Source organism: Loktanella sp. PT4BL, from assembly GCF_003201935.1.
In the GTDB taxonomy this organism is placed as follows: domain Bacteria; phylum Pseudomonadota; class Alphaproteobacteria; order Rhodobacterales; family Rhodobacteraceae; genus Yoonia.
In genome coordinates this window covers 19,800-32,229 of the sequence record NZ_QJJL01000011.1, presented here as the reverse complement: position 1 = coordinate 32,229, position 12,430 = coordinate 19,800, and the positions used below count along the sequence as shown (strand labels likewise).

12 protein-coding genes and 1 pseudogene are annotated in these 12,430 nt (G+C 57.4%); 6 read left to right on the top strand and 7 right to left on the bottom strand.

Translation table 11 applies throughout. The annotated features are described in order from the left end of the window. Nucleotides 1-13 precede the first annotated feature (13 nt). Nucleotides 14-289, bottom strand: a pseudogene (locus C7964_RS18165) (hypothetical protein); the annotation flags it as partial. A 122-nt stretch (nucleotides 290-411) separates the two neighbouring features. Here C7964_RS18165 and C7964_RS20055 point away from each other — a divergent pair. From C7964_RS20055 to C7964_RS18155, 3 genes are all read left to right on the top strand, one after another. Further along, nucleotides 412-594 (top strand): hypothetical protein, encoded by a 183-nt coding sequence (locus tag C7964_RS20055; protein WP_181417239.1) that lies wholly within the window; start codon nucleotides 412-414, stop codon nucleotides 592-594. Between the two features lie 10 nt (nucleotides 595-604). Beyond that, the gene (locus C7964_RS18160) at nucleotides 605-1,012 is read left to right on the top strand and encodes a hypothetical protein (protein ID WP_286164053.1); all 408 of its coding nucleotides are present in this window, start codon (nucleotides 605-607) and stop codon (nucleotides 1,010-1,012) included. Nucleotides 1,013-1,110: 98 nt separating this feature from the next. After that, the gene (locus tag C7964_RS18155; RefSeq protein WP_110280997.1) at nucleotides 1,111-1,644 is read left to right on the top strand and encodes a DUF3489 domain-containing protein; all 534 of its coding nucleotides are present in this window, start codon (nucleotides 1,111-1,113) and stop codon (nucleotides 1,642-1,644) included. Nucleotides 1,645-2,181: 537 nt separating this feature from the next. On the opposite strand, the gene C7964_RS18150 is transcribed toward C7964_RS18155, so the two are convergent. The 5 genes from C7964_RS18150 to C7964_RS18130 are packed head-to-tail and all read right to left on the bottom strand — an operon-like array spanning nucleotide 2,182 to nucleotide 6,796. Continuing rightward, complete coding sequence (locus C7964_RS18150; protein ID WP_110280996.1) at nucleotides 2,182-3,225, bottom strand: L-idonate 5-dehydrogenase; 1,044 nt, start codon at nucleotides 3,223-3,225, stop codon at nucleotides 2,182-2,184. A gap of 8 nt (nucleotides 3,226-3,233) precedes the next feature. Beyond that, a complete protein-coding gene (locus C7964_RS18145) occupies nucleotides 3,234-4,511 on the bottom strand; it encodes a TRAP transporter large permease (protein ID WP_110280995.1) in 1,278 nt (425 codons plus the stop codon). A 3-nt stretch (nucleotides 4,512-4,514) separates the two neighbouring features. Then, a complete protein-coding gene (locus tag C7964_RS18140; RefSeq protein ID WP_110280994.1) occupies nucleotides 4,515-5,021 on the bottom strand; it encodes a TRAP transporter small permease in 507 nt (168 codons plus the stop codon). 60 nt (nucleotides 5,022-5,081) lie between these two features. Further along, a complete protein-coding gene (locus tag C7964_RS18135) occupies nucleotides 5,082-6,053 on the bottom strand; it encodes a TRAP transporter substrate-binding protein (protein ID WP_110280993.1) in 972 nt (323 codons plus the stop codon). Further along, the gene (locus C7964_RS18130; RefSeq protein WP_110280992.1) at nucleotides 6,050-6,796 is read right to left on the bottom strand and encodes a GntR family transcriptional regulator; all 747 of its coding nucleotides are present in this window, start codon (nucleotides 6,794-6,796) and stop codon (nucleotides 6,050-6,052) included. Before C7964_RS18130 ends, C7964_RS18135 begins: the two co-directional genes overlap by 4 nt. Nucleotides 6,797-6,895: 99 nt before the next feature. On the opposite strand from C7964_RS18130, the gene uxuA reads away from it, so the two are divergent. From uxuA to C7964_RS18115, 3 genes are read left to right on the top strand one after another with little or no spacing between them, the layout of a single operon-like run. Next, nucleotides 6,896-8,107: a mannonate dehydratase gene (gene uxuA, locus C7964_RS18125; protein WP_110280991.1), complete on the top strand. Its 1,212-nt coding sequence runs from the start codon at nucleotides 6,896-6,898 to the stop codon at nucleotides 8,105-8,107. A gap of 8 nt (nucleotides 8,108-8,115) precedes the next feature. Continuing rightward, nucleotides 8,116-9,564: a mannitol dehydrogenase family protein gene (locus tag C7964_RS18120; protein WP_286164050.1), complete on the top strand. Its 1,449-nt coding sequence runs from the start codon at nucleotides 8,116-8,118 to the stop codon at nucleotides 9,562-9,564. Beyond that, a complete protein-coding gene (locus C7964_RS18115) occupies nucleotides 9,564-10,481 on the top strand; it encodes a sugar kinase (protein WP_110280989.1) in 918 nt (305 codons plus the stop codon). The genes C7964_RS18120 and C7964_RS18115 overlap by 1 nt, the downstream gene beginning before the upstream one ends. Nucleotides 10,482-11,521: 1,040 nt before the next feature. Here the strand turns inward: C7964_RS18115 and C7964_RS18110 are convergent. After that, nucleotides 11,522-12,415, bottom strand: a complete 894-nt coding sequence (locus tag C7964_RS18110; protein ID WP_110280988.1) for an SMP-30/gluconolactonase/LRE family protein — start codon at nucleotides 12,413-12,415, stop codon at nucleotides 11,522-11,524. Nucleotides 12,416-12,430: the final 15 nt, after the last annotated feature.

Genomic DNA, 12,430 nt, shown 5'->3' with positions numbered 1-12,430 from the left:
CTGTGTGGTGCGGCAGCGCGGTGCGAGCTTTCAGATAGCAGGTGCTTTCACCTGGGCCGGACAACCCGCTAGCGCCCAGACCCGCACTATCACCACCCGCGTTAACACCGCCGCGTGACCGCATCTGTTGATCCGGGTCAGTCATGGCACCGCGGCGTGCATCAGACGCCACCGCGTTGATCGAGCCGTCAGCAAACAACACCAGCCGTCCATTCTTGCGAGCCTTCTGCACCGCACCGCGCGACAGACCAGATCGTTCTGCATAGGCGCGTTCAGATAGACCTTCCATGGCGCTTTGAATATCCTCAACATATTGGAAATAAACGGGAAAGCCGCTCTATTTGAGTTGATTATACTGCCCGTCAGAGCGATTCTCAGTGCAAGCAAACACGCCTGAACGGAGACAAAGCAATGACCCTCGCAGAACGTTACAACGCCCAAGCCCAACGCCTGCTGCCGCATATGGCAGACAGTCTGACGGTTGACCCCACGATCACCTGCGCGGGCGAGATCGATGACATCGTGTTTCGCCGCAGCGAGTATCTCGGCGGGATGGCGATCGCCATTCTCGCCCTGATCGAACAGAAGGCTTGAGGAGCAGACCATGACCATGACCGCACACGCCATTCTGCCCAGCCGCAACGAAGATTACGGCTTTTTCCAAACCCTGACAAACTGCCCGCAGCGCGAGCGGCGCAGCGCAGAGGTCTGGACGCTGGCCTCACGCCTCATCGCCGCAGCCGTCAGCGCCGACACCGAAGACGAGATGATCGGGATCCGTGACTTTCTCGATAGCCGGATGGGCCGCCACTTCGCCGACGATGTGGTCGGCAACATGACGGGCTGCAACATCGACTGCGAGACGGCCATTAACGCAGCAATCCGCCGCTGGCAGGGCTGGCGCATCAGTAAGCGGACCGAGCGCGAGGAGGGCATCCCCGCAGGCCTGCCATATCTCACCGGCTGGGTGCAGCACTTCGCAATCACAGCTGCAATGGCAGACGCGGACTGAGGCTTGCACAGAGCCCGTTCTGGCCCGCCCGCGCTCGTGCGGGCCAATGCCGGTAGAAGGGCACGCTTCCTGCGCCGCCCGTTTGACCGGAGACCACCATGCCCAATCTCACCATAACCCAAAGCCTGATCCTGACCACGGGCGCCCAGCGCGCAGACAACATTGCCTTGCCGCTGCCCGAAGGGCTGCATGGTGCCGCCGCGAAGAAGGTCGTGACCATGATGATCGACCGCGGCTGGCTCGAAGAGGTCGATGCCAACACCCGCAAAGGCGAACCCCTCTGGCGCGAAACCGGTGATGGTCACGGCACCACGCTGGTCGTCACCGACGCAGGGCTGCTGGCGGTCGGGATCGAACCGGTCGTGGTCAAAACCATGGCTGCGGTTCGCGAGCATGCAGCCGCAGCGACCATGCCCAAGACATCGACCCCGCGAACTGGCACCAAGCAGGCACAGATAATCGCGTTGCTGCAGCGGCCCGAGGGCGCGTCGGTCGCCGAAATCGTCGCTGTGACGGGGTGGTTGGCGCATAGTGTTCGCGGCCTGATCTCCGGTAGCCTGAAGAAAAAGCTGGGCCTGCCGGTCAGCTCGGCAAAAGTTGAGAACAGAGGAACCGTTTACCGGATCGCTTGATCTGCGACGGACTATCCGATTACTAGCGGAAACGACAAATCAACGAACCTATTGAAAAACTGATCAAAGTGTCAGACGACGCCGTGGTGTCTATTTCAACGCATGCTGCGATCGGAACGAATGGCAACAATGCGCAGAGAGAGGAGTTTGCAAAGTTGCGAGCTCTAATAGCACTTGTAGTCGCACCCGTCCCCAGCTGCCGTTCAAAGACACTTCGATCAGCGCGGGGTAGCGCCACAGGAGCGGACCTTCAATCGAAAGGTGCTCTGCCTAGATCACCACACGAAATGCGGACGACCCGCCCATCGCGAAGAATGGATTAACTGAAATGTTGAGGCCGCCTAGAAGCCCTCGATCGGCTGAACTGCGTCGATTGCAATGAACACCGCAGGAATTGGCCCGCACTTCTGCGGTTCATTTCTGATCTTGCGAGTGTTGGCCTTTCGAGGCGGAAGAGACTGTCTGACGACCATTGCCTTATCGAGGATTCCTAAGCTAATAGCTGAAGAGCGGCGTTTCACGTGCATTAACCTAAACTTAGGTCAAGAAATTCAAATGAACTTTAACGGCTCGTGACCGATCTGCCGCCGTCACGAATGCTTCGGTTGCCTGATCCAGAGGAAAGCGTTGCGTGATTATTGGCAGCACATTGATCCGACCAGAGGTGATTGCGTCGACAGCTTGACCAAATTCCTCGTGGAACCGAAACGTGCCCTGTAATTTTATTTCTTTCGCAACGATTGCGTTCATGGGAATCGGTGTGTCACCTGCAACACCGACCTGAACCAACGTTCCGCGTGGGCGCAGTGATGCGATTGCTGAGCGGATTGCGGATTCGACAGCAGAGCATTCGAAGACAAGATCGAAATGACCTTTATCCGCTTCATACTCGGCTAGTGCAGTGCTGTCGCGCATCACGTTGATACAGCGTGTTGCGCCCATGCGAGCAGCGACGTCCAGCGCAGTGTCCTGCAAATCGGTCACGACGATCTCGGACGCGCCTTCATGTGCAGCAACAGCCGCACAAAGTGCCCCGATTGGACCTGCTCCAGTGATCAGAACGCGTGTTCCAGCGATTTCACCTGCAATGCGGGCAGCATGCAAACAGACAGCCAGCGGTTCTGTGCAGGCAACGGCACTAAGATCGGCATCGGCGGGCACCTTTATGCACTGCGCTGCCTCGACCACCAGACGATCGCGGAACAGCCCCTGTTCGTGGGGCAGGCGCATCGCGGAGCCGTTGAAGCGCATATTCAGGCAATGCATATGAAGGCCTTCGGTGCAAAAACGGCAGGTGCCGCAAGAGCGGCTTGGATTGATCGCAACTGCGTCGCCCTCGACGAAACCTGTCACTCCCGTACCTACGCGCTCTACCCGACCGGACGCTTCATGACCCAAAATTATCGGTTCACGTACGCGGATTGTGCCAATGCCTCCTTGGGTAAGGTAATGCATGTCCGATCCACAGATGCCACCTGCAGCGATGGACAAGAGAACCTGACCCTCCTCCGGCTCGGCGGCAGTGTCAGTTTCAATGCGAAGCTCATTTTGTCCGTAAAGGCGGCAAACACGAGTTTTCATTCAGAGCCTCATTTGATCAGGAGTGACGGCAACCAAGTCGCCAGCGCAGGGATATAAGACACGGCCAGCAGAACGGTAATGTTGGTCAGAAGGAAAGGCATGATCGCCTTAACTACCGGCATAAGCGGAAGGCGTGCGATGCCGGCACAGACGAAGAGGCAGACACCCACCGGCGGTGTGGTCAAGCCGATCATCAGGTTCAGTACGGCGAAGGTAGCGAAATGCAGAGGCTCGATCCCAACTGCTTCTGCCAGCGACAGAAGCGGAACGAACAAAATGATCAGTGCCGCGATGGTCTCCATGAACATGCCTACGACAAGCAGCAACAAGTTAATCATAAGGATGACCAGGATCCGATTGTCCGTGATGCCAAGAACGCCATCAGCGATAGCTTGCGGGATACGTTCCGACACCAGTATCCAGCCGAAGACGTTGGCAAAACCTACCAGCGCCAGAATGCCCGCAGCCGAGGTTCCACTTTCAACGATGATGCTTGGCAGCTTGCCGATGGGCAATTCACGGTAGATGAATGCCCCGACTATAAAGGCATAGACCGAGGCCACAATTGCGGTTTCTGTCGGTGTGGCGAGGCCGGAAAGCAGCCCATAGATGATAAGGAAAGTCATCGCCAAGGCCCAGAATGCCCCAGCAAACGAGCGTGTGACTTCTCCGAAGCCTTGCCATTGTTGACGGGGAAATTTCTTGCGGACAGAAACGACGTAGGCCGTGACCATCATTGCGAATCCCATCAGGATTCCCGGCACGGCACCGGCCAAGAACATTTGCCCGACCGAGATACCGGAAAGTGCGCCGACGATGATCATTGGTACGGACGGGGGAATGATGGGTCCGACGGTCGAGGATGCTGCCGTGATCGCCGCAGAGAAATCCGCAGGATACCCGGCCTTTTTCATGCCCGGAATCATGACGCCCCCAATGGATGCAGCGTCAGCGACTGCCGTGCCGGTGATGCCGCCAAACAGCATTGAGGCAGCAATGTTGGTCAATCCCAGACCGCCCCGGATCCAGCCCACTAGCGAATTTGCGAACCGAATGATGCGTTGGGTAATCCCACCTCTGTTCATCAAGTTGCCCGCGAGAATAAATCCCGGAATTGACAGCAGAACAAAAACGTCCATGCCAGCGTACATTTTTTGCGGCATGACCACGACTGGAATGCCCGAAATCAGCAGATAGGCAAGCGAAGAGACCCCGAGTGTGATGGCCACAGGTATTCCAACGATCAATCCGCCTATAAAGACGATGAACAGTATTGCGACATCCATCCGTCAGACCTCCTCGTCTGCTTTTATGGGTAAACCATCTTCAGCGCCGGTGAGCATGCCAACCGCACGCAATGCGGCAAATACTGCGAGAAAGAGCAGGAGAAGCCAGATTGTTGCGTGCACGAAATCCATGCGCAGACTAAGTGCCGGAGATGTCTGCATCGCGCCGATCGAAACATACCGCCATGCATGCGGAAGCAGGTAAACAGCCAACCCGCCTGTCACCAAGGCGGCGATCAAGCGCAGAATCCACGGCGCTCTGCCCGGCAAGTATTCACAGATCACATCCACGTTGACCAAATCGCCGGTCCGAAACGATAGCCCCGCCCCGAATGCCACCATGTAGAGCAACGCATAGCGGGTCAGTTCTTCGCTCCAGACAAACGACAGGCCTGTCAGGCGACCGCTGACCTGCAACAGAACGGTCGCGATCAGAACGGCAAAGGATAGCCCGACGCCCCATTGTGCCAGACGCGTCGTCAGGTTGATAATCTTGTCGGTGCGTCCCATCAGGGTGTCCTCGGCTGGGGTGTGTTGCGGCGCCCCCAAAGAGGCGCCGCATGTGCTGAGTTACTCTGAGAACAGGCCTTCGACGATTGGCTTGATCTCGTCGTTGACGTTCATCAGAACCGCATCTTTCGCGGCCGCTTGGAAAGCAGCGCCGTCGACTTCGACAAAGGTCATGCCTTTCTCTTCGAGGTAGGCGCGGTCAGCGGCGATAGAGGCATTGAACAACTCGCGCTCATAAGACTGCGCGCGTGCAGCGGCTTCCATGACGGCGGCCTGATCGTCAGCGGACAGCTCGCTCCATGTGGATTCAGCAATCGTCAGATAGATCCACGAACGCACGTGCTCGGTCAGGTTCACGTGGCTCTGCACTTCGTTGAAGCTGGCAGACCGGATCAGAGCAAGCGGGTTTTCCTGCGATTCGATCGTACCGTTCTGGAGTGATGTGAAGACTTCAGAGAATGCCATCGGGCCTGGGTTCGCGCCGAGTGCCTGCCATGTGTCGACGAACAACGGCACGTTAGGCACGCGCATTTTTAGACCGTTCAAATCATCCGGATGCGCAATCGGACGGTTCGAAGTGAGGTTCCGCGGGCCGCGCGCAAAATGCGCAACGGGGCGAATCTGTGCTTTTTCGATGATCTGCGCCTTGATCTGATCGCCGATTTCGCCAGAGGCTACTTCGTCCATGTGTTCAATCGAACGGTAGGCATAGGGGACAGCCAGTAGTGCGGCCATCGGTGCCCAGTTCTGGAGGCTTTCACCGGTAATCGTCATGTCCACGGTGCCAAGCTGCATGCCGTTGATCAGGTCGATTTCCTTGCCGAGGCTTTCGTTCGGGAATACCTCAACCACGATGCGACCATCGGTTAGCGCCGACAGTTCTTCGCCAAACTTCACCGAGCCGAGGTGCCACGGGTTATCCTCGTTGGCCAGATGGCCCAGCTTCAAGGTCATTTCCTGCGCATAGGCCGGTATCGCAGTCAACGCGGCAAAGCTTGCCACGGCGATAGTCTTTTTCCAGTTAAATGTCATTTGTTTTCTCCTCCTTGGATTGGTGCATTGACCGGTTGTGGGATTTTCCCATTCGGCAGGTCAAAAAAGTCGGGATTGGCCTCAAGGATCTGCGGAAGGTCGCTTAGGACCTCTCGCAGATGCGCCCTGATGGCCGCATTGGCACTTTGTGGGTCGCCAATTTCTATGCGATCAACAACCGCTTTGTGTTGTTCGATCAGCTTCATTACCGGAAAACGGCCCAGTGAAAGATACCGTACGCGGTCCATCTGCGACTTCAGCCCTTCGATCAGACGCCACGCGCCGACCTTGCCGGCGGCATCCGCTAACGTCCGATGAAACCGATCATCCAGCCCTATGAAATCCATTGGATCGGTGCGTATTACGGCGGCTTGCGCCGCGAGCTGTTCGCGTAATTCGCGGATCACTACCGGATCGGATTGGGTGGCAAGGATCGCCACGATATCAGCCTCAATCGCCTCGCGAAGAAACCGTGCGTCCAGAACCGAGCCATAACCAATCTTTGTGATTACCGTCCCTCGCTGCGGAAGAATAGCCACAAGCCCCTCGCTCGCCAACTTGATGAAAGCTTCGCGAACGGGCTGACGGCTGATCGACCATGTGCCGGCAATCTCGCTTTCTGAAATGCGGTCACCAGGGGAAAAACGGTTGCGAATAATCGCTTCGCGCAATTGGGCGTGGACCTGCGGGGATATCGCAGCAGACGGATTGAGATCCTTCGCAATGAGCCCTTGAGCTGTCATGATTCGCCGTCCTCCCTGCGAAAATGTACCATACTTCCATACTAGTCAGCAACTGATAGTGATGATAGAGTAATTGCAGGCGACTCGGGAGGATGACAAATGAAGCAGACGTGGCGTTGGTTTGGACCCAAGGACCTCGTATCTATTGACGATACGCGGCAGGCTGGTGTCGAAGGAATTGTATCGGCCTTGCACCATGTCCCCACCGGAGACATTTGGTCACCAGCCGACATCAGGCAGCGACAGCAAGAGATCGCCACGATGCGCGATGGCCGTGCCTCGGGCCTTGAATGGGCGGTCGTTGAAAGCCTGCCTGTATCGGAAGATATCAAGAAGCAGACTGGCGACTGGCGCGTTCACATCGCGGCGTACAAGCAAAGCCTGCGCAACCTCGCTGACGCTGGGATCGCGGTGGTCTGCTACAACTTCATGCCTGTGCTGGACTGGACGCGCACGGATCTGGCCTGGTCGCGTCCGTCGGGGGCGACCTGCATGCGGTTCGATTTTGTTGATTTCGCCGCCTTTGACTTGCATATTCTTGCGCGTGACGGTGCGGAGGCAGATTTCGATCAAGCCCTGCGAGAAGAGGCCACCGCACGCTTTGAGACTATGAGCGAAACGCGCCGCGACGATCTGGCGAAGAACGTCGTTTTCGGGCTGCCAGGTGCTGCGGAAAGCTTCTCGCTCGACGACGTGCGCCAACACATCGCTGAATACAAGGCCATCGACGAGGACCGCCTTCGCCAGCACCTGATCGACTTTCTCGAAGAGGTGGTTCCGGTCGCAGAGGAACTTGGGATGCGTCTTTGCTGCCATCCTGACGATCCACCTGTTCCGCTTCTTGGTTTGCCCCGCGTCATGTCGACAGAAGCCCAGTTTGCGGCTGTCATGCTGTCCGTGGACCGGCGTGCCAACGGGATTACACTGTGCTCTGGATCGCTTGGTGCGCGGTCGGACAACGACCTGCCTGGCATGATGGAACGCTTGGGCGACCGGGTCCATTTCCTGCACTTGCGAAACGTGAAACGCGAAAGCGATGCACTCTTTGGATCATTTTTCGAGGACGAGCACCTCGCTGGTGACACCGATATGGTCGCCTTGATCGCAGCGGTCCTGAACGAAGAAGAGCGACGCCGTGCGGATGGCAGGGACGATTGGTCGATCCCGTTCCGTCCGGATCACGGACAGGACATTCTGGGCGATCTGCAGCGCAAGGCGCAGCCCGGCTATCCGGCGATCGGTCGGCTCAAGGGCCTTGCAGAGCTGCGCGGCGCAATTGCAGGCCTGCAATACGCGCGCACGCGGCCATGACTATCAAGATGACCACAATTGACACGATGCCCGACAGCGTACGCATTCCAGTCTACCGAAGGGAAGATCACGGTGTCGGGATCGTCCACATTGGTCTGGGCGCGTTCCACAAAGCACATCAAGCCGTCTATACTGACGACGCCCTGTCCAAAACGGGCGGCGACTGGCGGATTGTGGGCGTCAGCCTGCGAAGTGATGCACCGTCTGACGAACTTCGGCCGCAAAATGGTCTTTACACGCTGATCGAACGCGACGCCGCGGGCAGCCGCGCACGCGTGATCGGGGCCATTGCCGCGGCGCATTGCCTGAAAACCGACAGGAAAGCGGTCGAGGCCGCGCTCTTGTCCGCTGAGACGCGGATCGTGTCCATCACGGTAACTGAAAAAGGCTACGGCTTGGACCGCGCAACGGGGGGCGTCGACCCTGCACACCCGGCAATCGCGCATGACCTCAAACTGCCTTCTGACGCGCAAGGGCTGGCGGGCCTGCTGGTCTGGGCGCTTGGGCAAAGGCGCGCTTTGGGGCGCGCGCCATTTACAGTTCTTTGCTGCGACAATCTTCCGGAAAACGGGGTGGTCCTGCGCGGGCTGCTTGTGGATTTTGCACGTCGTGCAGCACCCGATCTGGCAGACCACATCGTCCACGGCGTGGCCTTCCCGTCTACCATGGTGGATCGAATCACACCTGCCGCCACGCAGGACACGCGCGATCTTGCCGAACAAATGACCGGCTACAGGGACGAAGCTGCGATCGAGACCGAGGGTTTTCATCAATGGGTGATCGAGGATCATTTCCCGACGGGCCGACCGAACTGGGAAGCCGGCGGTGCGATATTTGCCAGCGACGTGCGGCCTTACGAAAACATGAAACTGCGCATGCTGAACGGCGCCCACTCGATGCTGGCTTATGTCGGATTTGCGGCCGGACACCACTTTGTGCGGGACGTGATGGCCGACCCGGACCTGTCGCGGCTGGTGACGCGTCACTTGTCAGCCGCCGCCGCCACGCTGGCGCCTTTGCCCGGCGTCGATTTTGCGGCCTACGCCGATCAGCTTACAGAGCGTTTTTGCAACCCGCACCTTGCGCACGCGACCTATCAGATTGCGATGGACGGTTCCGAAAAGATGCCCCAGCGCATTTTTTCAGCGATTCCTGATGCACGGGCCAGTGGTGGCGATACTCGCGCCTTTGCCTTTGCGACCGCAGCCTGGCTGCGTCACCTATCCCAGTCCACCCACGATTGCGCGCCGTATGAACTGCGCGACCCTCGTGCTGACGAGCTGCGTACTATGACGCAAGATCGGGACGCGCCGGAAATCGTTCGAGCCGTGCGTGCCGCATCCTTCGTGCCGCGCGACGTCTCGCAGGATGCGGCGTTCTGGGATGCGGTCCAGTCCATTCTACATGAGATGCTGACGCGGCCCATGTCCGAGGTCATCTCGGTGGAGGTCGCGTGATGCGCTTCGTCTCAATCGGGGAATGTATGCTCGAGCTTGCCTCTGCCGGAGGCGACCTTTGGCGGATGGGGATCGCGGGCGATACGCTGAACACAGCGTGGTATGCGCGGGCTTGCTTGCCGTCGGACTGGGCGGTCGCCTACGGGACCTGCATCGGCACCGACGATGTCTCGCGACGCATCCCAAAATTTCTTGCGCAGAGCGGCATCGAAACGGACCTTGTCCTGACCCATCCCACGCGGTCCGTCGGTCTCTACCTGATCTCGCTGGAGGACGGAGAGCGCAGCTTTTCCTATTGGCGTGACGCATCGGCAGCCCGAACACTTGCTGATGATCCTGACCGGCTTCTTGGCCTGACCGCGGACGCTCAAGTCCTGCATGTGTCGGGCATCACACTTGCAATATTGCCGCCCGCGGGGCGTGCCGCGCTGATAGATGTTTTGCGCCAGCGAAAAAATGAAGGGGCTATGATTTCCTTCGATCCAAATCTGAGACCGCGGCTTTGGGAAAATCTACAGATTGCAGCAGACACTTTGACCGAGATGGCACGTGTTTCGACCCTGGTCCTGCCTTCGTTCGACGATGAACGAACGGCATTTGGTGACGCATACCCCGAAGACACAATCAATCGCTACGCAGCGCATGGCGCAGATATTGTCGCTGTCAAAAATGGCGGATCAGAGATCGTCGGGTACCAGAACGGTGAAACCCAGATATTCGATCACTTCAAAAAGGTGAAACCGGTCGATACGACGGGCGCAGGCGATAGTTTCAATGGCGCATTCCTTGCCGCCATCACAACAGGCGCGCCCCTTGCTCAGGCGGTTGTGATGGGGCACCACATCGCCGCTCAGGTCATTGGCCAGAAGGGTGCGTTGATCCCGATGGGTGCGCTCGAGAAGCTGTCCTGCACTTAGCGACAGGTACAATGGAGTTCTTAGGTGTTCCAACCCATATCCGGTGGATCAGATCCACACCGGTCGTCGATGCGCTTCCGCGTTCGCGAGACAGCAGCGAGAGCATAGCTTGCGATAGCTTGTGTAGTTTTGGCAGCACGCTCTTGGCTTCCCATGCAAAATCCAGCTGGGCAGCGTTGGTGACGTTGACGCGACGGATTTGGCCCAAGTTCCTTCGTTCCAGACAGGGGCAGTGATCAATCAAATCCCATCTGGACGCCGTTCAAAGAATGTCTGCTTTCGCAAATTTGAACCTATTTTCTCCGCTAGCAAAGCCAATGACCGGTTTCCTCCAACCTGCATGAGCGGCACCGACGACACGCAATTCGTCGAATGTTCCTTAGGGGCTGACATGGGTCATTGCTTACGAAGGAGCGGACCGCAGTAAAGGCTCTGTGGTTTCGAGACACATGGCTTCCCTGGCTGGCCAAACTGGCTCGCTTTTGGCTTGATGGATTCTTGACTAAACCACTCAAGAATCCACCTTGAGAGCCAGTTTTGTGCGTCCAACCCTTTGTAATTGAGTCACTTTATTTAACCGGCTGGCCAAGCTGGCTTCCAAGTGGATTCCCCGGTGAAAAAGCCACGCGCTAGCGAAATGGCGCGCCAAGCCCCCCCGTATACGCTAAGGCCCAGGGAGGAACCATGCCGGGGGGTATCGAAGTACCCGGCGCACAGCGGCAGGTCAGACTGTGACGCGAAATTCTCCGAAGCGGCCGCTCAGTCCCGGCGCAGCGTAGGACAGCATCCAGACCTTTTGCGACACCCGTTGTAGCGCTCGACCCGACCGAGGACACCGGCACTTAGTGTGGGTTGCCGCCCTTCGCTACGCGATGCGCAGAGGTCCGCTGAGTGGGACAAAGCCTCTGTCATTCCATGCAAGTCAAGTGACCGGCCATAGGGTTTTGGAACAGTTGATTATTGTAGCATGGGCGTTACCAGGTATTCCTCAGGGGCGACGGTGCTGTAGGCATCCACGAGCGCACCCTTCGCGCGACGAATTAATACCCAAATCGATTGCATGGTAGCCCCTTGACGCCAACGTTTACCGCGAATAATGCGCCTTCATGCTTGTGCGCTTTTAGATGAGACTCTTCCATTGTGAAGCGGGCGGAGGTGACAAATAGAGTCTCGAGATTTTCACCACCAAATACGCAGCTGGTTGGCCATGAACACGGTAACTCAACAACTCGATCAATCTGGCCATCAAGGCGAAAGCGCAGAAGGCAACTGCCCCCAACGACGCGGCAGTTCCAGATGTATCCCTCTGCATCTATTGCGGAACCATCAGGCAATCCCCGCTCAAAGCCATCGACGATGACCTTGCGGTCCGTCAGTTGATTTGTTTCCGGGTCGATTGCGTAGCTATAGATTTCATTTTTAAGCGTGTCGGCGGTAACTAGGCGCCCGTTCGGTGCCCAGATCAATGTGTTTGTGATCCCAAACATGTCGTTGGAAACGCGCTGCACCTGCCCGTCGGCTGTTACGCGGAACAACTGTCCGGTGTCTTTGGTGATTTCGGAAGGGGACCCGTCTGCGGCGATGTTATTTTGCATCGTCCCGGCCCAAAAGGCACCATCCGGTCCGACGACACCCTCGTTAAGCCGGTTATCCGGCACTTCCGATTCTATCTGTGCAAAGACTTGAAACTGGTCCTCATAATCCCAAAAGCAGATTGATTTAGTAAACGCCACGATTGCGCCGCCATCTCTTCGCAGCCCGATTGAGGTGACAAAATCAGGGGTATCCCATCGCCCATAATCCCCGGTTTCAGGACAAAACGCGTGGATAGATTTTCCAACAATATCAACCCATAAAAGTTGATTTCGCACGTCGTCCCAGACAACGCTTTCTCCAACAATATTTGGCGCAGACAATGCAATCTGAACGGTCATCTTATGTCCTTATTA

Bases quoted from the DNA above. Each gene is read 5' to 3' on its own strand.
- C7964_RS20055 (WP_181417239.1), top strand. From the start codon at position 412: ATGACCCTCGCAGAACGTTACAACGCCCAAGCCCAACGCCTGCTGCCG.
- C7964_RS18160 (WP_286164053.1), top strand. From the start codon at position 605: ATGACCATGACCGCACACGCCATTCTGCCCAGCCGCAACGAAGATTAC.
- C7964_RS18155 (WP_110280997.1), top strand. From the start codon at position 1,111: ATGCCCAATCTCACCATAACCCAAAGCCTGATCCTGACCACGGGCGCC.
- C7964_RS18150 (WP_110280996.1), bottom strand. From the start codon at position 3,225: ATGAAAACTCGTGTTTGCCGCCTTTACGGACAAAATGAGCTTCGCATT.
- C7964_RS18145 (WP_110280995.1), bottom strand. From the start codon at position 4,511: ATGGATGTCGCAATACTGTTCATCGTCTTTATAGGCGGATTGATCGTT.
- C7964_RS18140 (WP_110280994.1), bottom strand. From the start codon at position 5,021: ATGGGACGCACCGACAAGATTATCAACCTGACGACGCGTCTGGCACAA.
- C7964_RS18135 (WP_110280993.1), bottom strand. From the start codon at position 6,053: ATGACATTTAACTGGAAAAAGACTATCGCCGTGGCAAGCTTTGCCGCG.
- C7964_RS18130 (WP_110280992.1), bottom strand. From the start codon at position 6,796: ATGACAGCTCAAGGGCTCATTGCGAAGGATCTCAATCCGTCTGCTGCG.
- uxuA (WP_110280991.1), top strand. From the start codon at position 6,896: ATGAAGCAGACGTGGCGTTGGTTTGGACCCAAGGACCTCGTATCTATT.
- C7964_RS18120 (WP_286164050.1), top strand. From the start codon at position 8,116: ATGACCACAATTGACACGATGCCCGACAGCGTACGCATTCCAGTCTAC.
- C7964_RS18115 (WP_110280989.1), top strand. From the start codon at position 9,564: ATGCGCTTCGTCTCAATCGGGGAATGTATGCTCGAGCTTGCCTCTGCC.
- C7964_RS18110 (WP_110280988.1), bottom strand. From the start codon at position 12,415: ATGACCGTTCAGATTGCATTGTCTGCGCCAAATATTGTTGGAGAAAGC.